26 protein-coding genes and 1 other RNA gene are annotated in these 25,299 nt (G+C 35.4%); 10 read left to right on the top strand and 17 right to left on the bottom strand.

Annotation, left to right across the window (positions count from 1 at the left end):
* Positions 1-30 precede the first annotated feature (30 nt).
* From PHI38_RS00255 to PHI38_RS00245, 3 genes are read left to right on the top strand one after another with little or no spacing between them, the layout of a single operon-like run.
* Positions 31-486, top strand: coding sequence for a hypothetical protein (locus PHI38_RS00255; RefSeq protein ID WP_299851090.1), 456 nt, complete (start codon positions 31-33; stop codon positions 484-486).
* Positions 487-1,371 (top strand): methyltransferase domain-containing protein, encoded by an 885-nt coding sequence (locus tag PHI38_RS00250; protein ID WP_299851087.1) that lies wholly within the window; start codon positions 487-489, stop codon positions 1,369-1,371.
* A 36-nt stretch (positions 1,372-1,407) separates the two neighbouring features.
* Positions 1,408-2,073, top strand: coding sequence for a carbonic anhydrase (locus tag PHI38_RS00245; protein WP_299851084.1), 666 nt, complete (start codon positions 1,408-1,410; stop codon positions 2,071-2,073).
* Here the strand turns inward: PHI38_RS00245 and asnB are convergent.
* Complete coding sequence (gene asnB / locus PHI38_RS00240) at positions 2,068-3,834, bottom strand: asparagine synthase (glutamine-hydrolyzing) (RefSeq protein WP_299851081.1); 1,767 nt, start codon at positions 3,832-3,834, stop codon at positions 2,068-2,070. The two genes, PHI38_RS00245 and asnB, sit on opposite strands and share 6 nt — an antisense overlap.
* The gene (locus PHI38_RS00235; protein ID WP_299851078.1) at positions 3,834-4,421 is read right to left on the bottom strand and encodes a class I SAM-dependent methyltransferase; all 588 of its coding nucleotides are present in this window, start codon (positions 4,419-4,421) and stop codon (positions 3,834-3,836) included. The genes asnB and PHI38_RS00235 overlap by 1 nt, the downstream gene beginning before the upstream one ends.
* A 126-nt stretch (positions 4,422-4,547) precedes the next feature.
* Between PHI38_RS00235 and PHI38_RS00230 the strand changes: the two genes are divergently transcribed.
* Positions 4,548-5,501, top strand: coding sequence for an NAD(P)-binding domain-containing protein (locus tag PHI38_RS00230; protein WP_299851075.1), 954 nt, complete (start codon positions 4,548-4,550; stop codon positions 5,499-5,501).
* A 4-nt stretch (positions 5,502-5,505) separates the two neighbouring features.
* Here the strand turns inward: PHI38_RS00230 and PHI38_RS00225 are convergent, their stop codons facing one another.
* Genes PHI38_RS00225 through topA form a run of 6 tightly spaced genes read right to left on the bottom strand, consistent with a single transcriptional unit; the run spans position 5,506 to position 11,119 of the window.
* Positions 5,506-5,910 (bottom strand): thioredoxin family protein, encoded by a 405-nt coding sequence (locus PHI38_RS00225; RefSeq protein ID WP_299851072.1) that lies wholly within the window; start codon positions 5,908-5,910, stop codon positions 5,506-5,508.
* Positions 5,907-6,359: a hypothetical protein gene (locus PHI38_RS00220; protein WP_299851069.1), complete on the bottom strand. Its 453-nt coding sequence runs from the start codon at positions 6,357-6,359 to the stop codon at positions 5,907-5,909. The genes PHI38_RS00225 and PHI38_RS00220 overlap by 4 nt, the downstream gene beginning before the upstream one ends.
* Complete coding sequence (locus tag PHI38_RS00215) at positions 6,356-7,516, bottom strand: cation:proton antiporter (protein ID WP_299851066.1); 1,161 nt, start codon at positions 7,514-7,516, stop codon at positions 6,356-6,358. Before PHI38_RS00215 ends, PHI38_RS00220 begins: the two co-directional genes overlap by 4 nt.
* A gap of 3 nt (positions 7,517-7,519) precedes the next feature.
* Positions 7,520-8,365 carry a biotin synthase gene (locus tag PHI38_RS00210; RefSeq protein ID WP_299851063.1) on the bottom strand — a complete coding sequence of 282 codons (846 nt, stop codon included), beginning with the start codon at positions 8,363-8,365 and terminating at the stop codon, positions 7,520-7,522.
* Positions 8,362-8,883 (bottom strand): metallophosphoesterase family protein, encoded by a 522-nt coding sequence (locus PHI38_RS00205; RefSeq protein ID WP_299851060.1) that lies wholly within the window; start codon positions 8,881-8,883, stop codon positions 8,362-8,364. The genes PHI38_RS00210 and PHI38_RS00205 overlap by 4 nt, the downstream gene beginning before the upstream one ends.
* 4 nt (positions 8,884-8,887) lie before the next feature.
* Positions 8,888-11,119: a type I DNA topoisomerase gene (gene topA / locus PHI38_RS00200; protein WP_299851057.1), complete on the bottom strand. Its 2,232-nt coding sequence runs from the start codon at positions 11,117-11,119 to the stop codon at positions 8,888-8,890.
* 209 nt (positions 11,120-11,328) lie between these two features.
* Between topA and PHI38_RS00195 the strand changes: the two genes are divergently transcribed.
* Positions 11,329-13,371, top strand: a complete 2,043-nt coding sequence (locus tag PHI38_RS00195) for a flagellin (protein WP_299851054.1) — start codon at positions 11,329-11,331, stop codon at positions 13,369-13,371.
* 95 nt (positions 13,372-13,466) lie between these two features.
* Here the strand turns inward: PHI38_RS00195 and PHI38_RS00190 are convergent, their stop codons facing one another.
* On the bottom strand, positions 13,467-15,473 hold the full coding sequence (locus PHI38_RS00190; protein WP_299851051.1) for a 6-hydroxymethylpterin diphosphokinase MptE-like protein: 2,007 nt from the start codon (positions 15,471-15,473) through the stop codon (positions 13,467-13,469).
* A gap of 266 nt (positions 15,474-15,739) precedes the next feature.
* On the bottom strand, positions 15,740-17,110 hold the full coding sequence (gene fliD / locus PHI38_RS00185) for a flagellar filament capping protein FliD (RefSeq protein WP_299851048.1): 1,371 nt from the start codon (positions 17,108-17,110) through the stop codon (positions 15,740-15,742).
* A 188-nt stretch (positions 17,111-17,298) separates the two neighbouring features.
* Between fliD and fliS the strand changes: the two genes are divergently transcribed.
* From fliS to ffs, 3 genes are all read left to right on the top strand, one after another.
* Positions 17,299-17,673: a flagellar export chaperone FliS gene (gene fliS / locus PHI38_RS00180; RefSeq protein ID WP_299851045.1), complete on the top strand. Its 375-nt coding sequence runs from the start codon at positions 17,299-17,301 to the stop codon at positions 17,671-17,673.
* A complete protein-coding gene (locus tag PHI38_RS00175; RefSeq protein WP_299851042.1) occupies positions 17,660-17,923 on the top strand; it encodes a hypothetical protein in 264 nt (87 codons plus the stop codon). Before fliS ends, PHI38_RS00175 begins: the two co-directional genes overlap by 14 nt.
* A 33-nt stretch (positions 17,924-17,956) precedes the next feature.
* Positions 17,957-18,054, top strand: an RNA gene (ffs, locus tag PHI38_RS00170) — signal recognition particle sRNA small type.
* Between the two features lie 44 nt (positions 18,055-18,098).
* Here the strand turns inward: ffs and PHI38_RS00165 are convergent.
* Positions 18,099-18,326, bottom strand: coding sequence for a hypothetical protein (locus tag PHI38_RS00165; protein WP_299851039.1), 228 nt, complete (start codon positions 18,324-18,326; stop codon positions 18,099-18,101).
* 66 nt (positions 18,327-18,392) lie between these two features.
* Here PHI38_RS00165 and rpmI point away from each other — a divergent pair, with 66 nt between their 5' ends.
* Both rpmI and rplT read left to right on the top strand, forming a co-directional pair.
* Positions 18,393-18,584 (top strand): 50S ribosomal protein L35, encoded by a 192-nt coding sequence (gene rpmI, locus PHI38_RS00160; RefSeq protein ID WP_299851037.1) that lies wholly within the window; start codon positions 18,393-18,395, stop codon positions 18,582-18,584.
* Between the two features lie 106 nt (positions 18,585-18,690).
* Complete coding sequence (gene rplT, locus PHI38_RS00155) at positions 18,691-19,047, top strand: 50S ribosomal protein L20 (protein ID WP_299851034.1); 357 nt, start codon at positions 18,691-18,693, stop codon at positions 19,045-19,047.
* Positions 19,048-19,127: 80 nt separating this feature from the next.
* Here rplT and PHI38_RS00150 read toward each other — a convergent pair whose 3' ends face one another.
* From PHI38_RS00150 to PHI38_RS00125, 6 genes are all read right to left on the bottom strand, one after another.
* Entirely contained in the window at positions 19,128-20,312 is a 1,185-nt protein-coding gene (locus PHI38_RS00150; protein ID WP_299851031.1) for a replication-associated recombination protein A, read from the bottom strand.
* Positions 20,313-20,314: 2 nt separating this feature from the next.
* Positions 20,315-21,253 (bottom strand): pseudouridine synthase, encoded by a 939-nt coding sequence (locus PHI38_RS00145; protein WP_299851028.1) that lies wholly within the window; start codon positions 21,251-21,253, stop codon positions 20,315-20,317.
* Positions 21,250-22,212 (bottom strand): KpsF/GutQ family sugar-phosphate isomerase, encoded by a 963-nt coding sequence (locus PHI38_RS00140; protein ID WP_299851025.1) that lies wholly within the window; start codon positions 22,210-22,212, stop codon positions 21,250-21,252. The genes PHI38_RS00145 and PHI38_RS00140 overlap by 4 nt, the downstream gene beginning before the upstream one ends.
* A gap of 45 nt (positions 22,213-22,257) precedes the next feature.
* Positions 22,258-23,277: a cytochrome-c peroxidase gene (locus tag PHI38_RS00135; RefSeq protein ID WP_299851022.1), complete on the bottom strand. Its 1,020-nt coding sequence runs from the start codon at positions 23,275-23,277 to the stop codon at positions 22,258-22,260.
* 177 nt (positions 23,278-23,454) lie between these two features.
* Positions 23,455-24,891, bottom strand: coding sequence for a catalase (locus PHI38_RS00130; protein ID WP_299851019.1), 1,437 nt, complete (start codon positions 24,889-24,891; stop codon positions 23,455-23,457).
* 97 nt (positions 24,892-24,988) lie between these two features.
* The gene (locus tag PHI38_RS00125; protein WP_299851016.1) at positions 24,989-25,228 is read right to left on the bottom strand and encodes a rubredoxin-like domain-containing protein; all 240 of its coding nucleotides are present in this window, start codon (positions 25,226-25,228) and stop codon (positions 24,989-24,991) included.
* Between the last annotated feature and the right edge of the window lie 71 nt (positions 25,229-25,299).

Genomic DNA, 25,299 nt, shown 5'->3' with positions numbered 1-25,299 from the left:
ATCAAATAATTTTTTTTCAAAGAGAGAGTTATGGTAGATATTATTTTATATTTTCATATTTTAGCGGCAACTGCGTGGATAGGTGGAGCACTTTTACTTTTCTTACTTGGTATCTTTTTAAAAGGTAAAGAAAAACAGGCACAAACTTATGAGTATTTAGGCCCATTGTATGGCTATTTTGAGAGCTTTTGGCTCATAGTTCTTATAAGTACTGGTACATTTTTGTTTTTCAACTTTAACCTTATTTCAGTTCTAACGCTTGATGTAAATGAGTCAAAACTAGGCTATATGATGAGTCATAAACTTTTTTATGTAGCAACGATTACATTTTTGACAATCATTCACATGCGAATAGCACTAAGAACACATAAAAATGAGCGTACAACTATTCAAAAAATAGTATCACGTGGAAGCTCTATGATGATATTCTTTTTAAATCTTATAGTTCTATGGTACGCAATGCAGTTAAGACATATCCTCTCGTAGATGAGGTTTGATTTAAGAGACAAAAATGCCTCAGAAGTACTTAAGTGCTTCAAGAGCATGGATATAAAAGATGGCGAGATTGCCGAGATTGAGTTTCTTGACTCTGATGTAGAGAGGTTTGGATATAGGGGTTTTGTAGATTTAGCTCAACTCTTTTTTATGAAACTCTTAGCGCCTATAAAGAGAGATGAAATTACTACTATTTTAAGATTTCAAAAGTTAAATGCACAGAACTCATTTCACGAGAGTGGTGGTGGCTCTGAGAAGTATGGTGTAGATAGTGAGTTTTTTAAGCTTGATAAAACAGAAGAGTTTAGCTTTTTGTATCACTATCAAAAGGCTCTGGAGTTTATAAATATAGGCTCAAAAAAGAGAGTTTTAAATCTTGGCGTAAACCGAGGTGATGAGTTTAGAGTTATAAAAGAGATGCTGCCTTATGAGCTCTTTAGCAAGATAGAGTTTATAGGGATTGACTACTCAACTTCTGCGATAGAGTATGCAAAGAAGGATTTTTTAGAGGATGAGAATGTAAGATTTTTCTCTCATGATATAAACTCTCTTGGGGAACTTGATTTAGGTGAATTTGATATTATCATCTCCATAGGGACTTTGCAGAGCTCAAACATAGAGTTTAACGCTGTATTTATGAGCATTTATCAAAATTATCTGCAAAAGGATGGAGCTATGATTTTAGGCTTTCCAAATTGTAGATGGATTGATGGCGAGATGATTTATGGTGCAAAAGCCCCAAACTACGCCTTTAGTGAAATGAGCTTAGTTTTAAAAGATATACATTTTTGTAAAAAATACCTCCAGCAAAAAAAATATAGAGTAATTATTACCGGAAAAGATTATCTCTGTTTAACAGCGAGGAAAATTATTTAGATATAATTTTTTTCACAAATTTTATGGAGGTTTTGTATGGTTAATAACAATATGATTTTAGGCAATAAGCTTTTCCAAGATAGTTTTTTCAAAGCCTACGAAAAAGAGTTTTTACAGTTAGCTCAAAAAGGCCAAACACCAAAAGCTCTATATATAGGCTGTTCTGACTCAAGAGTTCTGCCAAACCTTATAACGCAAAGTGCCCCAGGGGATCTTTTTGTTATTAGAAATGTTGGTAATTTTGTAGCTCCTTATAAACCAGATGAAGATTTTCACTCAACAGCTTCAGCAATAGAGTATGCGGTAACCATTTTAAAGGTTGAGAGTATTATTGTATGCGGACATACAAATTGTGGAGCAATAGAAGCAATCCATAAGAAAAGTTGTGCAAATAACCCTGAGTTAGTTCATTCAAAAACATGGTTAACACTAGGAGAGAGTGCAAAAGTTCAAGCTATTTTAGCACTTGGATTAAATGCAGATAAAGAGACTCTTTACCGCCTAACAGAGAAACTCTCAGTTGTATCGCAATTGGAAAATCTTTTTACGTATCCATCTGTTAAAAAAAGAGTCGATAGTGGAGAAATCACTATACATGGATGGGTTTACAATATAGAGTGTGGAGAGATAGAGTACTATGATCCAGAAATCTCACAGTTTGTACATCTAAGTTCTATTAATGTTGAAGAAGAGGAGTCATAACAGATACTTCTTTAACCAAACGCTCAGTACATAAAGTCCCCATATGTGCTGTTTAAAGCCACCACTCGCAGCTTGTTTGATATGCTCGTTCAAAATATCTTTTTTAAAAATCCCAGTTTTATCATTTACCTCTTTTATGAGCGATATTTTTTTACTCTCTATGAGATACTCCATAAATGGATTTGAAAATCCTTTTTTTCTTCGCCCAAGAATTTTCTCATCAATCATAGGTTTTAGAGCGGACTTTAAAAGAGACTTTGTTACACCATCTTCGTAACGAAGTTTTGGATCTATGCTAAATACCAAAGAGGCAAGTCTATGGTCTAAAAAAGGTGCTCTTGTCTCAATGCTGTGTGCCATACTTAAGCGGTCTAATTTGCTAAGTGAGTGCTCGCCTAAAAAAATATGCATATCTATATAGCTGTACCAGATACTCTCATCAGAGTGGGATGAAGCTTCAAATATATCTCTATAATGTTGTATATACTTTAGTGATTCGTTATCTCTTACGTTTCTTTTCATAGTTACATTTTTTTGCAAGTCTGTAAAGTTTTCTCCACTTGTACGAAATAAAAGTGAGCCATCAAAGACTCTTTTATAGCGTTCCCACTCTCTGTTCATTGAGAAGTTTGAATGAAAATAACCGCTTAACCAGTTCTTGTTTTTAATGTTTGTAAGATTTTGAATATCTAAAAACTCAAAATATTGTCTATACCCTAAAAATAACTCATCACTCCCTTCACCACTTAGAACCACCTTGTAACCATCTTGCTTAATATGCCCAAAAAGTAGAGATAAAGGTATGCTTGCTGGATCATTTATAGGCTCATCAAGAGTGTCCAAAACACTATCACATGACTCTATAAACTCTTTTTGAGAAATCTCAATAGCTCTGTTTTTTACTCCAAGAAGCAAGGCACTCTCTGCGGCATTTGCTCTTTCATCATACTTTGCAAACTCTTTGTATCCAAGCGTGTACGTTTGGATGTCTAAAGCACTCTTCTTTGTATAAGCGCTAATGGCAGCACTATCAATTCCGCCAGAAAGAAGAGATGCCATAGGAGTATCGCTACTAACTCTTATATTTATTGCCTCTTCAAGTCTGTTTTGGATTAAAAAGATGGCTTCATCTCTATCTTTTATAAGAGATACAGCAGAGTCGAGTAGGTCAAAATATCTCTCTACTTTAACTTTACCATCTTTAAAAACAAGATACTCTCCAGCAGCTAATTTTTTGATATTTTTAAAAAAGGTAAAGGGTGGAGTTGGTGCTAAGTATGAGAGATAACTAAGAAGTGCATCCTCATCCATCTCTATTTTTTGCAAAAAAGGTACAAGGGCTTTTATCTCAGAGGCAAAGATAAAGGCATTATTATGTAGATAATAGAGCGGTTTTTCACCAAGTCTATCACGAAAAAGATAGAGTGTAGCATCATCTAAAATAGCTATTACAAATGCTCCACTTAAGTGAGATACAAAACTTTCTCCCCACTTTAAGTAAGCAGCGATTATAACTTCATCATTACTTTGAGTTCTAAAATCAAATTCGCAAGATAGTTTGGCTTTTAGCTCATTTAAGTTATAAACTTCACCATTAAATGAGAGCAATATATTTTTATATATAAAGGTGTTATTTGCAAAAAATAGATTTTCTCTCAGTACTGTTTTACTAAAATCTACTCCTCTATGTAAGAGTAAATAGAGCGCATGATTTGCCGCTCTTTCGTCATACTCTCCTAAAATCCCAAAAACAGCGCCCATTAAAGACTCTTTTTAAACATTACAGTTACATCATCTTGCATATAGTCATCTTTAAATATAACCTCGCTTGCGCCCAACTCAGTTGCGATTTTCTCTATCTTTGCTCTTGTGAGGTAGTTATATGTTTCACTCTCTTTATCTCCGTAAAGTACATTGAACAAAAAACCAACTTTGCATGAGTTAAAGCAGTTTTGCATAAAAAGATGTGTTTCAAAATCATTTAACACATTCATAGCACCGCTACAGATATAAAAGTCAGCAGAAGGAAGCTCTTCTTTGCAGATATCAGCAACTACTATCTCACAACCAGTTCTTTCACTAGCAATCGAGTACATATCTATAAGAGCGTCTATACCGATATACTCTTTTGGCATTCTCTTTTTCTTCTGCATATAAAGATACAAATCTCCAAATCCACATCCAGCGTCAGCCACGCTATACTCACTCATCTCTTTGGGGAGCATCTTTAAGATAATCTCAAAGCGAAGGTTTTGGGACTCCTTTGAGTGCCAATTTACGCCTTTGGCAGTTATTCCATACATCTCTATTGCACTTGAGTAGAATGTTTTATTGTCAATTTTAGGCATTTATAGAGTTCATAGTGTGGGATTTTTCCAAAAAAAGAGATTTAATTTGTAAATTATAGTACAAAATATATATAGAACACTTTTTGGTTGTGATATTATGCAGATATTAAAAGATAAGGATTTGTTATGAGTCATATGTACAATCTTGCAATCATTGGTGCTGGACCATCAGGAATTGCAACTGCAGTTGAGAGTTATCTTCTTGGTGTAAGAGATATCATCATCTTAGAAAAAGACCAAAACCACAACTCAACGATACGAAAATACTATAAAGAAAACAAGAGAGTTGACAAAGACTGGAAAGGGCAAAAAGTAGAGTTAGAGGGTAAAATCTACTTTGTAGATGGTACAAAAGAGAGCACTTTAGATTTCTTTGATGAGATTTTAAACAACCACTCTGTAGAGCTAAGAACACATACAGAAGTTCAAGGCATCAAAAAAAGAGATGGCTTCTTTGAAGTATCTATTGCGGGTGAGAGTATAGAGGCAAAATATGTCGTTGTAACCATTGGAAGAATGGGTAAGCCAAACAAGCCTGATTATAAGATACCACATGAGATCAAGAGCAAAGTTGGATTTACTCTTGAGGGTTGTAATGGTGGTGAGAAGATTTTAGTTGTTGGTGGAGGAGATAGCGCTATAGAGTATGCCGTTGATTTAAGTGCTAAAAATGAAGTTGGTATCTGTTATAGAAGAGAGACTTTTAGACGCGCAAACCCTACAAATCAAAGAGATATCGCAAATGCGATTATGCACAAAGAGGTAGAGCCAATTTTAGGAGTAGATATAACTTCTCTTGAAAATGATAATGGCAAAGTAAAGGTTATCTTCGGCGAGATTGAACCACGAGTCTATGATAGAGTGATTTATGCAATTGGTGGAACAACGCCTAGTGCCTTTTTGGCGAGTTCTGGCATAAAAGAAGAAGATGGCAAACCTGTTCACAATGATAACTATGAGACAAATATAGAGGGACTTTTTGTCGCTGGAGATATAACGCAAGAATCAGGTGGAAGTATAGCTCTGGGGCTAAATCATGGGCACGCTATTGCTAAACATATCCAAGAAGAGAAGCTATAAGAGACTATTTTAGAGCTTCTAGTAGGTTGGCAAAATCTATTTTGTTTGAGAAGCCAACACTCTGATGAAATGATTCCTCACTTGAAGGGTCTATAAAAAATGTTGTTGGTACAACAGGAACATTAAGAAACGGTGGAAAATTCTTCTCATCTTTATTTATGATTAGAGGGATATATTTTGCTTTTATAGTTTTGTCTATATTTGCGTCCATCAGAGTTCTTTTTTCAAACTTAGAACACCATGGACAGTAGTTAGTAACCATCAAAACCATAAGATTTTTATTCTCAGCTTTAGCCCGCTTAAGAGCTGTTTCATAGTTTGTCTCATAGCTCATAGCTGTTGCAAAATCTCTATAACCATCTGCAAAAACTACAATGTTAAGTAAAAGAGCTAGTAGTATATTTCTCACAGATTATCCTCTTTATATTGTGCTACAAACATATCTAAAAGTTCTTCACTATTTTCAAGGAGCTCTTCTTCAAGCTCCTCGGGTACAAAGATACGACTATTTATATAAGAGAGGACAAAAATCTCCTCTTTTGTATCAAGGCGCATAACATTTTCTCCAACAAGAAGCTCCATCTTAAGTGCAAGTGTGTCGCCCACACCGATATAGCTGACAATTAGTGCAAGTGAGCGAGTTGAGAAGTTTTTTGTCTCAACTCCAAGTTCTGCTGATTTTTCAATGAGCATATTTAGTATTTGCTCTTTATATTTTGTATCTATCTTGTCTGTATTAAATTCAACCACTGGATAGTAACTCTTTATACCAGTTAGAGTAAAAGGGGTTTGTGCATTTATAGATGGGATAAAGCACAGAACAAGCAGTGCAATGAAAATGCTCTTAAAGCGGCTCATGATGCAAGCTCCTGCTTGATTTTATAATTGTTTATCAGTTTGATTATTATTGTTATAAAGATTGCTTGAAACAGAGAAGCTAAAATTAGCGCATAATAGTTTAGCTCACTTATGCTCTTACCGTTGTATGCAAGCGTTGCCATTGCTATAAGAAGGGTAAGTGGCATAGAGTGGGAAAAGCCCATCAAAAGAGTGTCCACAAGCTTTAAATCTTTTATAAAAACAAGCGAAGCAACAAGGCGCATAAATGTCATTGCAAAAGTAATCAAAAGAGCCTTTGTTATAAGACCATCCATAAAGAGCGCTTCAAGATGAAACGAGCTTCCTATATGGATAAAAAATATTGGGATTAAAAAACCAAAACCAAAAGAGGCTAGTTTCTCAGGAAGCTCTTTTTTATGCTCAAAAAATGTTGGTATAAAAATTCCAGCTAAAAATGCACCAAAAGCGAGTTCAAGTTTTAGATAAAGCATAGCTCCAACAAGGAGAAAAAATATTCCCATAGATAGTCTTATATCTTGCTCTTTGTTGTCTTCGTGAGGCATAAGTGAAGTTGCCACTGATGGAAACCACCAAAAAAGAAGCTCAATAGCACGAAAGAGTACAAACATAAAGAGTAAGAAAAGTGCGAGTGAAAAGATTGATTGTACAAGTGCGAAGCCAACACCGGTCTCTATCGTTGCAGATGTTAGTGTTAAAAAGCCAATACTTACGATCTCACCTATGGCTCCTGCCGTCATTGAGAGAGCCAGCCATGGAGTTTTTCCGTACTCTTTTGAGAGTGTTGCGATTAAGCCAACAGAGATCAGAGGCATAAGCACCATAAAGATTTTTCCAAGATCAAAGTAAAGAGAGATAGCAATAGAAAAAGCGTATAAAATAACAAGATAGATGATGATTTTTCGTATCAACTCTTTTGGGGTTTTTAGTGTACTTTTGAGGTTTATCTCTGTTCCTGCGATAAACATTAGATATAAAAATCCAAGCTCTGCAACTATTTTAAATAGATGCGCCTCGTGTAAAAACCCCATATATGCAAAAATAGAACCAAACATAATCTCTATTGGGGTGGTAGGTAGCTTTATAAATTTCGCAAAAAATGGCGAAAATATAATAATAAGAGAGATGGTTGTGATTAATGCTATATTGTCATACATAAACTATTTTACCGAAGAAGCTATATCAAGATTTAGTGATTTTAACATCTCCAAATCCCTCTGCATTGCCTTTCCGCTTGTTGTAAGATAGTTTCCAATAACAATAGAATTAGCACCATGAGAAAATATCTCACCCTCTCTATCTCCAAACATAAGTCCTCTTCCACCAGCAACCATTACTCTTTGCGCATCAGGAAGCATCTCCCTTGTGAGCTTTATAAGTGAGAAGGCCTCATCAATATTTAGAGGATTTGGACTAAGTTCAAGAGCTTCATTATGATGGTAGAAGTTTATAGGAACAGATGTTGGCTTTAAGCTATCTAGTGACTTTAGCATAGAGATTCTATCTTCCTCACTCTCTCCAAGACCAAAAATTCCTCCACTTATAAGGACTAAACCTGATTTGTTTACATTTTGGCATGTCTCATATCTGTCATTCCAAGAGTGAGTTGTGCAGATTTTAGGATAAAAGTCTTTTGAAGTCTCTAGGTTGTGATTATAGGCTTTTATACCAGAAGCCCTAAGTGTTAGAAGTTGCTCTAAAGTTGCTGTTCCATTGCAAGCGATAAGCCTTAACTCTGGTAACTCTTTAGTTAAAACCTCTGCGATAGAGCATACAAAACTTAGTGTTTTATCGTTTAAGCCTTTATCTGAAGTTACAAGGCAAAAACCAAGCGCACCATTGGAGTAAGCACTATGTGCTTCTTTGAGTATTAGTGACATCTCTTTTTGCTTATAACGCTCTATATCAGCTTTGTAGCGCACACTTTGAGAACAAAATTTACAATCTTCATTGCATGTACCGCTATTTATATTGCAGATAGAACATAAAAATATTTTTTGATTCACTTCTTTTCTCTTATATATTTAAATTTTGTCTTCTCTATTGTATCGCTTTTATTCTCTCTTGTATATCTTGTGAGTTTATAGCTTTTATCTTCTACTTCAAGCATCAACCACTCTGAGATAGGTTTGTTTCTTGCACAAACCTCGCCAGAGTTAACAAAAAGAGTGTTGTTTATAAACTCTTGTGAGAACTCATGTGTATGACCAAAAACCACAACATCAGCGTCAGGCGACATGTAAAATGGAAGATGCATCAGCTTGAACTTAACACCTGCTAATTTAAAGTAGTAAGGCTCTTGAACTAAGTTGAATTGTGTATGAAACTGAGCTAAATGAGCATCGTTGTTTCCATACACTGCTATATACTCTATACCGCTCTCTTTCAAAATATGAAGGATTTCAATATCTACGATATCACCAGCATGTATTATAAACTCCGCGCCATCTTTGATTAAAGTATCTATTGCACGACGCGCTTTTTTTACTTTTGTGTGAGTGTCAGAGATGATACCTATCTTCATTTCTCTACTCTGCTGTTATCTCTTGCGCTGGTGTTTTTGCTTTACACTTTATACACTCATATATCTCTTTACCTCTAAATACTCGATATGCAAGTGCGCCACTGCATCCCTCTTCTTTACATTTAAACTTTGATGGTTCAAACTTTGAGATAAATTTACAAGTAGGGTAGTTTCCACATCCCCAAAATGGCCCTCGTCTTGAGTTTTTAAGACTTATTTGACCACCACAATCAGGACATGGAATAAGGCTTATTTTCTCTTCTATATTCATACTTTTTGTATTTTTACAATCAGGATAACCGCTACATGCTAAGAACTGGCCATTTCTTCCATTTTTAACAACCATCTCTTTTCCGCATTTATCGCAGATTTCATCACTTGAAGATGCCTTCTCGCCATCATCTCCCTCTTTTTTCTCGCCTTCAACTTGCTCTGTGTATTTACACTTTGGAAAGCCACTACATGCGATAAACTCACCAAATCTGCCAGAGCGTAAAAGAAGCTCTTCTCCACACTTAGGACAAGCTCTACCTAGAGGCGTTGCCGTCTTTAGAGAGATTATGTTTGTTTTTCCCTCTTCAACCTGCACTGAGAAATCAGCATAAAAATCACTAAGAAGTTTTTGCCAATCGTTTTGGCCTTCTGCTATCTCATCAAGTTTTTCTTCCATGTTTGCTGTAAAAGATACATCAACAATGTTTGAGAAGTTTTTCTCTAAAATCTCTGTAACTGTAAAAGCCATCTCTGTTGGAATTATCTGCTTTTTTTCTATAGTTACATATGTGCGGTTACTGAGAGTTGCTATCGTTGGTGCGTAAGTAGAAGGTCTTCCGATTCCTTCGCTCTCAAGCTTTTTGATAAGTGCAGCTTCAGAGTAGCGAGCTGGTGGCTCTGTAAAGTGTTGAGTTGGCTCTATCTTTTGGATTTTAGCAACTTGACCTTCACTTAGAGTTGGAAGAAGCTTATCTTTATCTTCTGCTCCTGTTAGTGCGTAAAAACCATCAAATGTTAGTTTTCTACCAATAGCCTTATACTCGTTGTTCTCTCCGCTAAAGATGATACTTTGTTGCTCAAACACAGCATCATTCATCTGACAAGCTACAAAGCGCTCATAGATAAGACGATAAAGTTTTATCTCATCTGGTTTTAAAAACGATGCAGCTACTTCTGGAGTAAACGCAAGCATTGTAGGGCGGATAGCCTCGTGAGCCTCTTGCGCACCTTTTGTCTTTTTACTGTAAACTTTAGGCTCAGCTGGAAGATACTTCTTGCCAAATCTACTCTCTATAAGTCCACGAACAGCAGTTACAGCCTCATGAGCTAAGTTTAGTGAGTCTGTTCTCATATAGGTTATCACACCACTTGTACCGCTTGGAGTTTTTACACCCTCATAAAGACTCTGTGCAACCATCATAGTTTTTTTAGGAGTAAATCCTAGTTTACTTGAAGCAACTTGTTGAAGAGTTGAGGTCATAAATGGCGGTGGAGTTGCACTTCTTCTCTCTTTAGTCTCTATCTTTGAGATAACAAAACTATCCTCTTTAACGCTCTTTGCTATAGCAGAAGCATCTGCGCTGTTTGTGATTGAGAGCTTTGAGAGTTTCTCACCCTTATGAGATACAAGAGAAGCCTCTATATCTTTTGCAAATAGTGTATCTATAGTCCAATATTCCTCTGCAATAAACGCTCTTATCTCTCTCTCACGATCAACTACAAGCTTTAGTGTTGATGACTGAACACGCCCAGCAGAGAGCCCTTTTTGGATTTTTGAGCTAAGAAGTGGAGAGAGTTTATAACCCACAACACGGTCTAAAATGCGGCGTGCTTGTTGAGCGTTTACCATGTTCATATCTATTTTTCTAGCATTTAAAAGCGCATTTTCTATAGCAGTTTTTGTTATCTCATGAAAAACTATACGAGGAAGTTCTTCTGGGTCTTTTTTGATAGCATGAGCTATATGCCACCCGATAGCTTCACCCTCACGGTCCTCATCGGTCGCGATGTAGATGATATCGCTCTTTTTTGCTAAAGCATTTATCTCTTTAACCGTAGCGGCATTCTCTTTTGCAACACTGTAAGCTGGGATTAGATGAGAGTTTTCATCTACTGTTATTCCAAAACGAGATTTTGGCAAATCTCTTATATGACCCTTTGACGCAATAACCTCATACTCCTTGCCAAGGAAGTTTTTTATGGTCTTTGCTTTTGCGGGTGATTCGACGATAATTAGGTTCAAATAGCTTTCCTATATATATAGTATAGTTCTTTTTAAGTCCGCAAGTGTAGCAAAAAATAAATAAATAGACGAAAACAAAACTTTTTAAAAAATATTTCTAAATATATTAAAGTAATTTATTTGCTTGTCGATTTAGTTAACATCAAGGCAAGGATGCCTAGATAAAAAATTAAACTAGAGCGTAAAGCTCTACCCGAAAAGGATTTATTATGGGATTTAGAATTAACACAAACGTTGCGGCAATGGACGCACACAGAAACTCTCTAAAAACAAATGCTGGATTAGACAAGAGTCTTAACGCGTTAAGTTCAGGTCTAAGAATCAATAAAGCGGCTGATGATGCTTCTGGTATGACTATTGCGGATAGTCTTCGTTCACAAGCTCAAGGTCTTGGTCAAGCTATTAACAATGCAAACGATGGTGTTGCTGTTATTCAAACAGCTGATGGTGCTCTTGATGAGTATATCAATATCATTAACACTGTAAGAACCAAATCGATTCAAGCTGCATCTGATGGTCAAAATACTGACTCTCGTAAAGCTATCCAAGCGGACATCGACCGTCTTTTAGAAGCGGCTAATGGTATTGCAAACACAACTCAGTTTAACGGACAAAAACTTCTTGATGGATCTTTTACTAACAAATCTTTCCATATCGGTGCTTATGCTGGTGAGACAGTAAATGTTTCTGTTGGTAATGTTCAAACAAATTCTGTTGGTGATATTAAAAGTTATGCTGGAGGATCTGTTCATACTCCTTTAGCTGTAAATACTAATGTTGCTGAAGGTGATAAAGGATACGCTCTTAATAGTGGTCAGCTAAAAGTTAATGATGTTGATGTATCTGGATCAATTAACAAATTAAGCTCAGCAAGATTAACTGATGCGGCTGGTGTTGCTGCGGCTATTACTGATGCTACTGGTCTAGTTGCACAAGGGCATAATGTTCTTACTGCTGGAGCGGCTGTATTAGCTGGAACGATAAATGATGCTAACTCATTAAAAATAAACGGTATTGCTATCGCTGATACAACTGTTTTAGCTAATGATTCTAGTGGTGCATTGGTTCGTGCTATTAATGATATCTCTGATCAAACAGGGGTTACAGCTAGCTTAAGTGCTGATAACAAACTGATGTTAGAATCAAAAGATGGTTCAAATATCTCTATAAGCACAAAAGGCGATTTGGATGTAGATACTGTTACTTTTGGTGGACCTACTACGGCTAGTGGTGACATTACTCTTACAAATAGTAATGGTGGTACTGTAACTTATCATGCAGTAACAGGTGCTACTGCTAACCAGATAAGAGATGGTTTACTATTAGCTATAACTAATAGCACTACATTTGGTGCAACAGCAGCTCTTAATGGTGCTGGTAGTCTTACACTAACGCAATCAAAAACAGGAGCTGCTAATATAACAAATACTTCTGCTGTAGCTGGTGCTGCTTTTACTACTACCGACTTACCTGACCTTCTAGGATCATCTGCTGTATCAGGTTTAACGGCAGATAATTTAACAGATCAGATTGCTACTGCTGTAGTTGCTTCTTTAGACTCAACAACTGCAGCTGCGCTAACGATTGCTAAGGGTGAGTTGATTATCAATGGTCTTGATATGCAAGGAACTTATGGCGATGGCGCAACACTAGATAGTGCTAGAGCTGCTTTAGAAACTGCTATTAAAAACATCGATGGAATGTCTGATTCTTCTATTGCTAATGACGGTATAATGACTCTTGTTGTTAACAATGGAGACGATTTAAATATTTCTGGTACAGAAGCAAATAACACTTATAACTTAACAAAAGGTGTTACTAATGAGTCTAGAATAGGTTCTGTTGAAATTTACAGTGACAACTCTGTAAAAATTGGTGGTACTGCTACTGATGCATTTGGTTTTACAGTAGGTACAAAAGCTGTAGCTGAAAATGGTGTTTCATTAAGAAGTATTGATGTAACTAATCGTAATTCTGCTGAAATTGCTATCTTGATTACTGATAGTGCTTTAAAACAAGTTGATGCTACTCGTGCAGACCTTGGTTCTGTTCAAAATCAGTTAGAATCTACTATCCGTAACATATCTGTTACTCAGGTAAACGTAACTTCTGCTGAATCACAAATTCGTGATGTTGACTTTGCTGCTGAGAGTGCAAACTTCTCTAAACTGAACATTCTTGCTCAGTCTGGTTCGTATGCAATGAGTCAAGCAAACGCTGTTCAACAAAATGTATTAAGACTATTACAATAGTCTTAATCATTTCTTCAGAAAACGTATACTGAGGCATAAGCCGTGTATGTTTCTTTTAAGCCAAAGAATTTTTTTCTTTGGCTTTTTTTATGCCCTTATTTGTCTATCCACTCTCTATAAATTCTCATAGTAATTAAGTATAAATCCAATATTTTTATAAGTTGCTTTATATATATTTGGTTTATTATCCTAATATGCTCTTGCTCATCTTTTAACTGCTTAGTATTTAAAATATCAAATATATAACTAACAATATTTTGTAAAAATGAAGAAAAAACATGATTGATATCATGCTCTTTTTTAGAGATGTTAAGTAGTTCTATATATAGGGCATAAAACTCTTTTAAGTATGATTCTTTATTAACAGCAGATGATGAGTTTTTAAACTCTTGAACCAAGCGTAAAAGCCTTGCCGCCTCTTCTATCTGTATATCCATATTTTTAATATCAGATTCATTCATGTGATTTTCAGAAATTTCATCTAAGAAAGTTTTTAATTGTTTGAATTTTTCTATTTGGCTTAATGAATCAAACATGCTAGTATCTAAGTTTTCTGAGTGTAAGGGGATAGCTCCCTCAAGGTAAGCGCCATTGTTAAGATTATATACATTCTGTTCGTTTTTTAAAAATATTTTTGATATCACATTAAATGATTTAGCTGACATGTCAAATAGAGCATTAGTTGGAACTTTTTCAAGAAAATTTCCTTTAGTGTAAAAAACAGTATCTCTTAACGAAGTGTATTGTTCACTTTTTAAGTTATTAGGATTGTTTTCTTTAAAGAAAGCATGATCTTTTGTGTGAGTATTCCCTGTCTCAGGATCAAGTGCTAAGTCAAGACCAAGCAGATATAACTCTTTAGCCCCTAAAATTAAACTAATAGCATAAGAGGCTTCACCAATACTAGGAACACCTGGTATTCTAGAGTTTTGTTTATAGTTTGATGCAGTTTCAAAGAAATATATTTGTTCTTTTGGTATGGCATCTACTACATTTCTTGAAACAACTGAGGATAATAAGAATATAGTTTTATCAAAAAAACTTTCCTTATCTATTGTGTCAAAGAATGCTATAGCTAGTGATTGTGAATCCATATGAAGTACAACATCTGGTTTTACATCTATCTTATATAATGTTTTAACTGATGATAACACAGCAATAATAAAAAACTTGTCTTTGTTTTCTTGAAGCCAGGCGCTATTGTTTCCTAAAGATGGACCGGATGCTATTAGTAGCACAGGTTTAGTTGACAATACAGAAGAGTATGTTTTAGATAAATTTAAAAAAGGGTATTTTTCAACAAGATATTCTGGTGCTTTTAAAAGTTCTTTTAATTTTACTGAATAAGGATATATTAAATGATTAGATCTGACTATGGCGTCTTGTATAGTTTTAATTTTAAGCATATCATTTTGTGTAAATGAAGAATATTTAATATAATGATTATATAAGTATCCTTCAGTAAAAAAGTTTGTAAAAACCTCTTTAAATTCATACTCATTATCCATTATTGAAAAAAACACTCTAGCTTTTATAGAAAGATTTTGATAATCAGTTGTAAAAAGAGATAGCCTGAAGAGTTCAAGATTATCTTCTACTATTAAGATGAGTGAAGAGTTAATTTTTTTTTGTATTTTATTAAGATGTAATCCTAACCCAACTCCTAAAAAGATAAATTTAAATATCTCTTTCATCTCATCATTTTTTGATGTAACACTATTGGTATAGTGTATCAATGCGGCTGTTGCAAACAATTGATTATTTATATTAATCTTTCCATCATAACTTTCTGCTTGTGCTTTAGTTATGTCTCGATTATAAAAACCTTCAATAACGCTATCAGATTTTTTAAAATTTACACTTTGTGTTAAAACTTTTGAATATTCATTACTGTCTTGATTGTAAAGATACTGGTTTGATGATATATCTAAAACGTCAAAGTAACTATTTTTATATTCGAGAGCATATTTTTCTTTGTAGCTCCCATCTTTTATAGCTTGATTTAAAATAGCTATCTTTTCATAAACTTTTGGTTGTTTTTCTTTGAAATAATCTAGATTTTTTTGAAATGTAGTAATTGCTTGTTTTTCTATTGAACGCATTTTATCCCTTTGTTATAGAATTTAGTTTCAATCTATCTCTAAAGGCAGGATGTTCAGATGACACTTTATCCAAAAATTAATTTAAATATTTTGGATAGACTCCATAATCAGAGCGAACACTTTTCACATTTCATTTTGTAATATCTACTACTAGACGAAAGCCCCACTAAAACAACCTATTTACTAAGTTATAAGTATGTTTTTTTGATTTAACTATAATAATTTATATAACAATGAGCAATTTTAGTACCATTATGTAATTTTAGTTAGCTCTTAGAATCACCATAAGATTGATCAATCATCATTTGCAGTGAAGAAAACTGCGCATTTAGTCTGCTAATCATGGCATCATAAGCAATGAACTTTTTAGTAAGGATTTCATAACGACTATCAAGAGAAGCCTTTTGTTTGTCATACTGAGTTATAGTGTTCTCTTTTGCGCTGTCAAGTTGCTTTGAGAAGTTACTAAGGAGCTTGTTATAGCCAGTATAATCATCCATTCTGTTGTTAAGTTTTGTAAAGATGCCCTCAATTGTGCTATCTCCACTAAAAAACATCTCCAATCCTTTTGGATCAGTGCTGAGTTTTTCATTAAACTTAGAAGAGTCTAAACTCATAACGCCATATCTATCGATATCTATACCATAGTCCATAAGTGAGTTTCCATTTTTATCAACTTGTGTTATTAGATCTGTTATGTCTCTTTTTATTGATTTTACAAAACTATCACCGTTAAATATACCTACGCTGCCACTCTCTCTATCAGATCTAGTCATATCCTGCAAGTTTGTCATTAAGTTGTTGTAGTTTGTTACAAACAAAGACATCTCTGAGTTTATCGATGTAGTGTTCTGAGCTATATTTATAGATGCCGTGTCAGTAGGCTTTTGGTTTTCATTTAGTTTTATAGTAACACCAGTAATCAAGTCGCTTACCTCATTTGTGTCACGAGTTATTTCAACACCGTTATACTTAAAAGTTGCAGGTTTGGCAATTTGTATATTGTTTAGTCCAAGTGCAGTTGTTAGATTTACCTCAGGTGCTACTGTATTTGCATTTGAATCTGAGAATGTTATTGGCTTATTGGTATCTTTTGCTGTAATGACTAGTTTGTAGCTATCTTTTCCTACTTGTAAAACAGACGCTGTGAGTGAATCACCCGCTGTCTCATTTATACTATCTCTTATCTCATTTAAAGAGCTATTTGCGTTATAGTCTATATTAAAGTCCTTACCGCCTGTGCTTATAGTAAAAGTACCAGCTCCCAAATCAGTTATAGGAGTTGACTTTGTAGCTAATGCAGCAGAGTTCCAAACATCCGCTTCAGCTTTACTTACATCCGTAATGCTAAAAGCTTGTACATTTGAGCCTGAATCAGCAGTAACTGTTACTGCATCAGTGTTCCCAGTTACAGCGCGGCTAAGGTAAAGGTTGTCTCCATCAAGTGCGCTAAAGCTTCCTTTTAGAGTAGTCATAAGAGACTCTAAAAGCTTATAAGCATCCTCTTTTTGAGCATCTAAAGTCATCTTTTTCTCTAATGGTTTTAGAACAGTCGCTTCATCGGCTGTTCTAAGCTTATCGACTAAATCTGACGTTAATACTCCTGAACCAATTCCAAGTGAGTTTACTGATGACATAATAAATCCTTTTTATATAATTATTTACATATTTATTAACCATAAAATCGACCAAATTGTAAAAATCTTTAGATTACATAGAAGCAAATAAAATACCATCTAAATTATGTTTAAACACTAAAGTAATTTTTTTGCTGTCCGATATACAAACAATGGATAATTACGAAGAAGAGAAAAAGGAGTTTCACATGTATGGTAATTTAGCACATAATATATATGCACAAAATAACGTCGGTATAGAATCGCCGCAAAAGCTTATAGAGATGCTTTATGAAGGTGTTTTACGTTTTAATGCACAGGCAAAAAAGGCTATAAAAGATAATAATTTAGAGAAAAAAGTTTATTGGACAAATCGTTCTGTAGCAATTATTACTGAGCTAGTAAATACATTAGATATGTCGCATGGTCAAGTATCTCAATATTTACAAGAACTTTATAGCTATGAGATTAGACTCTTAAGCACTGCAAGCTTAGAAAATAATACTGATAAGCTTGATGAAGTTAGCAATGTTTTTAAAGGGCTTTTAGAGGGATGGCGAGAGAGCACTTATGTGGCTCGATAAGTTAAAGATAGCAATTGTTCAAAAAGATACAGATAGTATTAGTAAACTTTTAGACGATATTTCTCAGATTAAAGATGCTAAAAAGTTAGAGGAGTTGCAAGAAGCAAGTTATCTTCTTCAAGAGGCTTCTTTGCTTCTAAATTCTCTAAAAGATGAAACGTTAAATTTTATAAATCAGACTAAAAAGAGTATAGACTTTTTAGGCTCTACAGATATGAGAAACTCAAAAGGGTTAGACATCCGTTTGTAATTTCAGCTTTTTTGGTTATAATTTCATCGCTTCTCTCTAGACCTGTGCAATGGTGTCTTAGGATATCGTGTCAGGGTAGGAATACAGCAGCACTTCTTGATGTGCTATGTGCCGCAGGTATCTGGGGAGGGGTGCTTAAATATCCCCACAACACTCTTTAAATCACACTATTTTTTTAATCTTTTCTATGTTTAGAAATTCCACATGCTTGATTTGGTTTAGGCGGATTATTTTTTAAATAAGTTAAATCTTCTAATGTTTGAGCAAGTACTCTTTTTTGTTGCAGTAGCGGAAGCATTCTGTTGTCTTTTTCATTCATAGCTAAGCTCATGTCCATGAGGATAACCTCTACCTCTTTGTCTAAATCACCAATTGCATTGTTAATATGTTTAATAGAATTCATAGTGTGAGTATAACAAAAATTAAAAAATTTGGGTATAATTGCGCTTCAATTTACAAAGGAGTTTCGATGCCAAAGATGAAATCGGTTAAAGGCGCTGTAAAGCGTTTTAAAGTTAAGAAAAACGGCACTGTTAAACGTGGTACAGCGTTTCGTAGCCATATCTTAACTAAACAAGATTCAGATACTCGTAGCAAGCAAAATAGACCAAAAACTATTGCTAAAGTTGATGAAAAAAATGTTAAGGCTATGATTAACTAATTTTAGTTAATTGTTAAATCTCCAACTTTCTTAGTTGGGCAAGACCACTTAATATGTGGCACCTTATGCACAAAGAGTGATATAGGTAAAGAAAAAAGGAAATAATATGCCAAGAGTAAAAACTGGTGTTGTTCGTAGAAGAAGACACAAGAAAATATTAAAATTAGCAAAGGGTTTTTATAGCGGTCGTCGCAAACATTACCGTAAAGCTAAAGAGCAACTAGAGCGCTCAATGTACTACTCATTCCGTGACAGAAAGCAAAAGAAACGTGATTTTCGTAAACTATGGATTATCCGTATCAATGCAGCTTGTCGTTTAAATGGAATGAACTATTCAACATTTATAAACGGTCTTAACAAGAGCGGCATCGAGCTTGACCGTAAAATTTTAGCTGACATGGCTATGAATGATGCAGCAGCATTTAGTGCAGTTGTAGCTTCATCAAAAGCAGCTCTTAAGTAAATAAATATCGAGTGTAACTATGTTGCACTCGATTATTCACACACAACTTTTTCTAACTCACCTTTTAAAATCATATAAAATCAACTAAAAACTCTTATTGAAGATATCCACTCAATCATCTTTTTCTCATAACCTATTGGCTTTAATGTTACAAATTTTAGTGGCTTTGATAGATAGTTTTGCTTGACGTATCCACCAAAATCATGAGGATATAAATAACCGCTATTTTTCTGAGTTATATTTTTTGGAATATCGAGCATTACACCCTCATTTACGGCTTGAAGAGCACTATTTATAGCCAGATATGCAGAGTTTGATTTTGACGAAGCGCAGAGATATATGACTGTTTGTGAGAGAATTATTTTAGCTTCGGGATAACCTATCTTTGAAACACTTGTCATGGCACTTGTTGCTAGAGTTAGGGCTTGGGGATTTGCATTTCCAATATCTTCACTAGCTAGTATTACCAGTCTTCTAGCGATAAACTCGGCACTCTCTCCACCATCAATTAACCTAGCAAGATAGTAGATAGAAGCGTCCATATCAGAGCCTCTTATAGACTTAATCATAGCACTTGCTAAATCATAATGAACGCCAGCTTCACTACTTCCAGTGCTTAGTGCATTTGGACGAAGTGATTTTAATATATCTAACGTAATGTGTGTGTCAATATTTGAAGCAAACTCTAAAAGCTTCAGCATTGAGCGGGCATCACCACCACTACTTGCTATAAGATACTCGGACGCTTCATCATCACATGTGATCTCAGAAGTATTTATAGCTCTTTGAAGAAGCCCACTTAAGGCCTCATTTGAGATGTAGTGAAGCTCAAAAAGCATTGAACGAGAGCGTAAGGCAGAAGTTAGTGAGAAAAATGGATTTTCAGTTGAAGCGCCGATGATAAGCACAGAGTTGTTCTCCATTACAGGAAGAAGTACCTCTTGCTGGTTTTTTGCCAGACGATGTACTTCATCTATAAAAATCAGTGGTCTTTGAAGGGTGTTTTTGTACTGCTCAAATATCGCTCGCAGTTGCTCTATCTTTATGCTAGTTGCATTAAACTCATAAAAGGGCATATCCATAGTTTTGGCTATGACCCTTGCTATGGAAGTTTTTCCACATCCTGAGGGACCGAAGAAGAAACTATGCCCAAGTGCGCCCTTTTGGCATAAAACTCTAAGAGGAGCATTTTCTTTGCTAAGATGTTCTTGGCCAACAAGTTCATCAAAGTTAGAAGGGCGTAAGAGATGAGTAAAATCAGCCAACTTTAGCTCTTCTTTTTAGTTACTTTTTTATCTTTAAAAACCTTTTTCTTGTCGTCTTTCTTCTTGTCGTCTTTATATTTTGGCTTTTTTACATCTTTATCACTCTTCTTGTGCTCTGTTTTTTTATGATCTGTCTTTTCATACTTTTTAGCAGCTGGTTTTTTCTCATCTTTTTCTTCTGCTTTTTTCTCTTCTTTTAAAAATTTAAAAAGTGCAGAGTACTCACTACGTGATAAAAATCTAACTTTTCCTGTTGGAAGATTATTAAGCTCAATCTCTGCAAAACTGATTCTCTTAAGGTCAACTATATCTGCTCCAAAGTGTGCAAAAAAGCGTCTAAGTTCACGGTTTTGACCCTCGCTTAGTGCTACTTTTAATACAGAGTAGTTTGGTTGATTTTTCTGAATTTTATACCCTATAAAAGGTTTAAACTCCATTTTTGTAACTTTTGAGTGGCTATGTCCGCCCGCTGTTGCATCATCTAACATCATTCCACTTAGCATGGCAGCTTCCATCTCTGAAGTTACTTCGCCTTTGATTTTTATTTTATAGATTCTCTCTAAATTTGATTCCATAAGAGCTGAAGCAACCTTCGAAGCATCAGTTAAAAGAAGCAGACCCTCAGAAGCATAGTCAAGTCTTCCAACTGGGATATAGTGCTTGTACTCTTTTGGTAGAGTGTCATAGATAGTCTTTCTCTCTTTTGGATCACTCTTAGTTACTAACTCACCCTTTGGCTTGTTATACACGATAACAGTATATTTGTCTCGGACAGTTACTTGCTTGCCACTTACGTAAACAACATCAACTCCCTCATATACGTCTGTTGCAGGGTTGTTTTGAATCTCTCCGTTTATCCTTACATAGCCGTCTTGTATGACTTTGTCTGCTTCTCTTCTTGAGTAGCTTGAGTGGTGTGCGATGTACTTGTTTAGTCTCATGATATGCCTTTTTCTATGAGAGTGTGGATATGAAGCACGCCAAGAACTCTTTTTTGTTTATCTGTTACAACTAAAAGCTGTATCTTCATCTCTTCAATGATAACAAGTGCTTCACTTGCTAAAATATTTTCATCTTCTATCGTTCTTGGTTCTTTTGTAGCGTACTTTAAAACACTCTCTTCAAGCGAAAAATCTTCACTCATTAAAGCGCGACGGATATCTCCATCACTCATAAGTGCGAGAAGTCTGCCAAGTTCATCTACTATTAAAACAGTTCCAAGTCGTCCTTCACTAATCTTTACAATTGCATCTTTTACTTTTGTATCTTCTCTAACAAGAGGCAAATCTTTTGTTCTCATAAGGTCTTTTACTTTTACAAAAAGTTGTTTACCCAAAGCTCCACCCGGGTGGAAAGAGGCAAAATCACTCTTTTTAAAGTTTTTTGCCTTCATAAGGCAGACTGCAAGTGCGTCTCCGAGGGCAAGGGTTAGTGTTGTTGAGCTAGTTGGTGCAATATTTAGAGGGCATGCCTCTTTTTTGACAATTACATCAATCACAATATCGCTATATTTTCCAAGTGTTGAGTTTCTATCTCTTGTCATACCGATAAGTGGAGTGTTAAATCTCTTTATATGAGGTAGTATTGAGCTTAGCTCTTCACTCTCTCCGCTGTAACTTATTGCAAGGACGACATCGTTATGGCTTATCATGCCAAGGTCGCCATGAAGGGCTTCTGTTGGATGCAGAAAAAAGCTAGGAGTTCCAGTAGAGGCAAATGTTGCTGCCATCTTTGCACCGATTAATCCTGATTTTCCAACACCTGTAATAATTAGCTTGCCCTTGCATGCAAGAATTATCTCAACTGCTCTATCAAAAACATCATCGATTTTATCAGCACTATCAAGTAGTGTTTGCGCTTCTATTTTAAGGGTTTCTTGTGCGATTTCTTTGTAATTCATGGTGCAATTATACCCTTTTTTTGGGTATAAATTGCGAGGGGATATCTATTTTAGATCTGGTTTTGGAGTAGTTGAAGTTGATGCTGGAAGTTGAGGTAAAACAACTGGATCTTTTCTTCCCTCAAGAGCTTTGAAGAACTCTTCAATCGAAGCAGCTTCAGCGTCACTTATATCAGTGCCAAGCTGGATACGTCCCATCTCTTTTATAGCATCTTTAAGTTCCCAAAATTGACCATTATGGAAATATGGTGCAGTTTGAGTTATGTTTCTAAGAGTAGGTACTTTTACCATACCATTTGCATCGCCTTTGAAATCGCCTACATCTTGGAATTTATAAGTACCTGTGATGTTAAACGCATTCATCTCTCCGCCAAGTGCAATACCATTATGGCAAGATACACACCCTTTATCTATAAATGTTCTAAGACCATCTTTTTGAGCTTTTGTTAAAGCGTTCTTCTTACCATTTAAAAAATCATCATATGCCGATGGAGTAACTAAAGTTCTCTCAAACGTAGCAATAGTATCAGCTATCTTTTCAAAAGTAATTTTTACATCTTTGCCATAAGCACCTTTAAAATCAGCAACATACTGAGGCATAGAAGTTACAACTCCTGCAACGTGTTCTGGTGTTGCAGACATCTCTGGAGCTGCCTGCATAGGACCTTGAGCTTGAGCTTCTAAGTGTGGATCACGTCCATCCCAAAACTGTGAAGCAAAAAATACAGAGTTGTAAACAGTCGGTGAGTTTAAGTGGTGAGGATTAGCAGTCCACATATGCCCAATAGCAGCAGGGATTCCATCATCTCCACCTTCACTAAGGTTGTGACAACTGTTACAGCTTATAAAACCACTCTTTGATAGTCTTGGGTCAAAATATAGTTTTTTACCAAGTTCAATTTTTCTATCAGTAATTGGGTTTTTTGGGTTGTCAATTAGCTTTAAAAGCTCTTTTTTATCACTTGGAATTGGTTTTAAGTCAGCTTTTTTTGCATCACTAAGCAAATCAGAAGCACTCAAAGAAGAAGTTATAATAGCAGCAGATAATAATATTTTAGTGTACATGTGTTATTCCTTATTGTAATATTGTCATAAATCTTACATTTAATATGCTTAATAGCATATAATTTACTCGATTTTTGTATATAAAGCCTAAACTCTTTTTAAGTGTAGGCACCTATTAAAGTATTTAACGAATTAATGCTACATTCAAAGAAAATCCTTAGATGTAGCTATTTAGTTTTAAGACTTTACTCTCATACCTAACGCTTTTGCCACACCTGCACCATAAGCTGGGTCTGCCTTTGTGCAGTTATCTATATGTCTTTGCTTAATCATCTCTGGAGCATCACCCATAGCTCTTGCAGTATTTTCAAAGAGAACTTGCTGTTGCTCTTTACTCATAAGTTGAAACAACATTCTAGGTTGTGTAAAGTTGTCATCGTCCATCTCCCATCTGTTTGCTCCACCATCTATATCAAGTGTTGGCTCTGCATACTCTTTTTGCTCTTGCCACTCTTCATATGAATTTGGCTCGTACGCTATAGTGGCTCCTGCATTTCCATCAACCCTCATAGAACCATCTCTGTGATAACTGTTAACTGCACATTTTGGGGCATTAACTGGAATCAGGTTATGGTTGACTCCAAGTCTGTATCTTTGCGCATCACCGTATGAGAAGAGTCTTCCTTGAAGCATCTTATCAGGTGAAAAACCAATTCCTGGGACGACATTTGCAGGGTTAAATGCCGCTTGCTCTACATCTGCAAAGTAGTTCTCTGGGTTGCGGTTTAGCTCAAACTCCCCAACTTCAATAAGTGGATAATCTTTTTTAAGCCATACTCGTGTCAAATCAAAAGGGTTAAATTTATAGTGCTTTGCATCTTCTTCGCTCATTATCTGCACAAACATTTTCCATTTTGGAAAGTCGCCTCTCTCAATACTCTCAAACAAATCTTGTTGATGGCTCTCTCTATTTTGGCCAACTAACATTTGAGCCTCGGCATCTGTTAAATTTTTTATGCCTTGCTTCGAGACAAAGTGAAACTTAACCCAATTTCTCTCATTTTTAGCATTTATAAAACTAAAAGTGTGACTTCCAAAGCCATGCATATGACGGTACGAATAAGGAATGCCTCTATCGCTCATTGTGATAGTAACTTGGTGCAGAGCTTCAGGCAAGTTAGTCCAAAAATCCCAGTTATTTTTTGCACTTCTCATATTTGTTTTTGGATCACGCTTGACAGCATGGTTTAAGTCTGGAAACTTAAGCGGGTCTCTTAAAAAAAAGACCGGAGTGTTGTTACCAGCTAAATCCCAGTTCCCTTCCTCTGTATAAAACTTAAGTGCAAAACCACGGATATCTCTCTCTGCATCCGCTGCACCGCGCTGACCAGCAACGGTGGAAAACCTTGCAAACATCTCTGTTTTTTTACCAATTTTGGAGAAAATTTTTGCTTTAGTATATTTTGTTATGTCGTGAGTTACTGTGAAGGTTCCAAATGCGCCAGAACCTTTTGCATGCATACGTCTCTCAGGAATGACCTCTCTATCAAAATGTGCCATTTTTTCCAGATACCATACATCTTGAAGTAACATTGGCCCTCTAACTCCAGCGGTAAGTGAGTTGTTATTGTCGGCAACAGGTGCGCCAAATGCAGTTGTTAGTTTCTTTTTCATTTTGTTTTCCTTTTTATAGTAAAAGTTAAATTCAAGTATACACTGTTTAATAAACAAAGTATAAATTTACTAGTTTGTTCTAATATTCTTTTTTAATTTATAATTGAACATATACAGAAGCTTTTGCTCCACATACTGGACAATTCTTAGGAGGTCTTCCTAACTCTATATGCCCACATATCGGGCATAAGTATATATTTACTTCATCCAAATCTTTTCCATCTTTTACAGCTTGAAATGCTTTTTCATATAACTCTGCATGAACTTTTTCAGCTTCGAGCGCATAACCAAACATCTTTTTTGCTTTGTGATTATCTTGTTTAGCTTGTTCATACATAAGCTTGTATATTCAAAACATTTGGTTCTACCATCTTGTTAAGTATTTCAGATAAATCTTTTGGAGTAAAG

The organism is Sulfurimonas sp. (assembly GCF_028694895.1).
Taxonomy (GTDB): domain Bacteria; phylum Campylobacterota; class Campylobacteria; order Campylobacterales; family Sulfurimonadaceae; genus Sulfurimonas.
The sequence above is the reverse complement of the archived record's forward strand: the minus strand, read 5'-3'. Positions and strand labels throughout refer to the sequence as shown.

What these genes read in the sequence shown, in the direction of transcription:
- PHI38_RS00175 (WP_299851042.1), top strand. Translation starts at nt 17,660, where the DNA reads ATGTGGCTCGATAAGTTAAAGATAGCAATTGTTCAAAAAGATACAGAT.
- PHI38_RS00190 (WP_299851051.1), bottom strand. Translation starts at nt 15,473, where the DNA reads ATGCGTTCAATAGAAAAACAAGCAATTACTACATTTCAAAAAAATCTA.
- fliS (WP_299851045.1), top strand. Translation starts at nt 17,299, where the DNA reads ATGTATGGTAATTTAGCACATAATATATATGCACAAAATAACGTCGGT.
- PHI38_RS00195 (WP_299851054.1), top strand. Translation starts at nt 11,329, where the DNA reads ATGGGATTTAGAATTAACACAAACGTTGCGGCAATGGACGCACACAGA.
- PHI38_RS00125 (WP_299851016.1), bottom strand. Translation starts at nt 25,228, where the DNA reads ATGTATGAACAAGCTAAACAAGATAATCACAAAGCAAAAAAGATGTTT.
- PHI38_RS00230 (WP_299851075.1), top strand. Translation starts at nt 4,548, where the DNA reads ATGAGTCATATGTACAATCTTGCAATCATTGGTGCTGGACCATCAGGA.
- PHI38_RS00140 (WP_299851025.1), bottom strand. Translation starts at nt 22,212, where the DNA reads ATGAATTACAAAGAAATCGCACAAGAAACCCTTAAAATAGAAGCGCAA.
- PHI38_RS00250 (WP_299851087.1), top strand. Translation starts at nt 487, where the DNA reads ATGAGGTTTGATTTAAGAGACAAAAATGCCTCAGAAGTACTTAAGTGC.
- PHI38_RS00220 (WP_299851069.1), bottom strand. Translation starts at nt 6,359, where the DNA reads ATGAGCCGCTTTAAGAGCATTTTCATTGCACTGCTTGTTCTGTGCTTT.
- PHI38_RS00255 (WP_299851090.1), top strand. Translation starts at nt 31, where the DNA reads ATGGTAGATATTATTTTATATTTTCATATTTTAGCGGCAACTGCGTGG.
- rplT (WP_299851034.1), top strand. Translation starts at nt 18,691, where the DNA reads ATGCCAAGAGTAAAAACTGGTGTTGTTCGTAGAAGAAGACACAAGAAA.
- asnB (WP_299851081.1), bottom strand. Translation starts at nt 3,834, where the DNA reads ATGGGCGCTGTTTTTGGGATTTTAGGAGAGTATGACGAAAGAGCGGCA.
- PHI38_RS00235 (WP_299851078.1), bottom strand. Translation starts at nt 4,421, where the DNA reads ATGCCTAAAATTGACAATAAAACATTCTACTCAAGTGCAATAGAGATG.
- fliD (WP_299851048.1), bottom strand. Translation starts at nt 17,110, where the DNA reads ATGTCATCAGTAAACTCACTTGGAATTGGTTCAGGAGTATTAACGTCA.
- PHI38_RS00205 (WP_299851060.1), bottom strand. Translation starts at nt 8,883, where the DNA reads ATGAAGATAGGTATCATCTCTGACACTCACACAAAAGTAAAAAAAGCG.
- PHI38_RS00215 (WP_299851066.1), bottom strand. Translation starts at nt 7,516, where the DNA reads ATGTATGACAATATAGCATTAATCACAACCATCTCTCTTATTATTATA.
- PHI38_RS00245 (WP_299851084.1), top strand. Translation starts at nt 1,408, where the DNA reads ATGGTTAATAACAATATGATTTTAGGCAATAAGCTTTTCCAAGATAGT.
- rpmI (WP_299851037.1), top strand. Translation starts at nt 18,393, where the DNA reads ATGCCAAAGATGAAATCGGTTAAAGGCGCTGTAAAGCGTTTTAAAGTT.
- PHI38_RS00135 (WP_299851022.1), bottom strand. Translation starts at nt 23,277, where the DNA reads ATGTACACTAAAATATTATTATCTGCTGCTATTATAACTTCTTCTTTG.
- PHI38_RS00130 (WP_299851019.1), bottom strand. Translation starts at nt 24,891, where the DNA reads ATGAAAAAGAAACTAACAACTGCATTTGGCGCACCTGTTGCCGACAAT.
- PHI38_RS00145 (WP_299851028.1), bottom strand. Translation starts at nt 21,253, where the DNA reads ATGAGACTAAACAAGTACATCGCACACCACTCAAGCTACTCAAGAAGA.
- PHI38_RS00165 (WP_299851039.1), bottom strand. Translation starts at nt 18,326, where the DNA reads ATGAATTCTATTAAACATATTAACAATGCAATTGGTGATTTAGACAAA.